The 1,072-nt window shown below is 66.7% G+C and carries 1 protein-coding gene; it reads left to right on the plus strand.

The window, feature by feature from the left end; all coding sequences use genetic code 11:
- Positions 1–103: 103 nt before the first annotated feature.
- Entirely contained in the window at positions 104–1,060 is a 957-nt protein-coding gene (locus AC5RTB_RS16560; protein ID WP_494062140.1) for an IS481 family transposase, read from the plus strand.
- Positions 1,061–1,072: the final 12 nt, after the last annotated feature.

Raw genomic sequence — 1,072 nt, forward strand, 5'->3', positions numbered from 1 at the left:
TGTACCCGGCCAGGACGTTGGTAGCGGCGAGCCTGGTTGAACTAGGGAGAACCTCCGAGTGGGATGTGGCTTGTCTAAGGCCCACTCCAACTCGGAGGTTCTCGTGTTCCACCGTAACGCCCGTCTGACTGTCCATGGCCGCAGGCTGATCATCGAGCGGCACCAGGCCCGATGGAAGCAGGCCCACATCGCCGCGGCGATGGGCATCTCCCGCAAGTGCGTCAGGACCTGGATCCTCAGGTACGAGGCCGAGGGCGAGGCCGGTCTGGAAACTCGGTCTTCACGGCCGCATACGGTGCCCACCCGGACCGCGCCCGAGGTCGAGCAGAAGGTCCTGGCTGCCCGGGCCGAACACCGGCAGGGCCCGGACCTGCTCGGACCGAAAATCGGAGTCCCGGCCAGGACGGTCTCCCGAATACTGCGCCGGCACGCGGTGCCCTGCCTACGCGAGTGCGACCCCATGACCGGCGATCTCATCCGCTCCTCGAAGTCCACCGCGGTCCGCTACGAGCGCGCCCGGCCCGGCGAGCTGGTCCACATGGATGTCAAGAAGCTCGGCCGGATCCCCGACGGCGGGGGCTGGCGCGTCCACGGCCGCGCGATCCCACGCGACCGTGTCAGCGGACCCGGATACGACTACATCCACTCCCTAATAGATGATCATTCCCGCCTCGCCTACAGCGAGGTACTGCCCGACGAGAAGGGCTCCAGCTGCGCGGGCTTCCTCGAGCGCGCGATCGCCTACTTCGCCGCTCGCGGAATCACCCGGATCGAGCGGTTGATGACCGACAACGCCTGGGCCTACCGACACTCCCTGCGGGCGCTCTGCGCCGAGCACGGCATCACCCAAAAGTTCATCAGACCCCACTGCCCATGGCAGAACGGCAAGGTCGAGAGGCTGAACCGCACCCTGGCCACCGAGTGGGCCTACCGCCACGCCTACACCAGCAACGCCCAACGCACAGCCGCGCTTGCGCCATGGCTCGAGCACTACAACACTGAACGCAGTCACAGCGCACTCGGAGGCAAACCACCGATCAGTCGACTGGCACCAACCTGATGGCCGGGTACA

This window comes from Arthrobacter sp. M71 S08 (assembly GCF_059089725.1).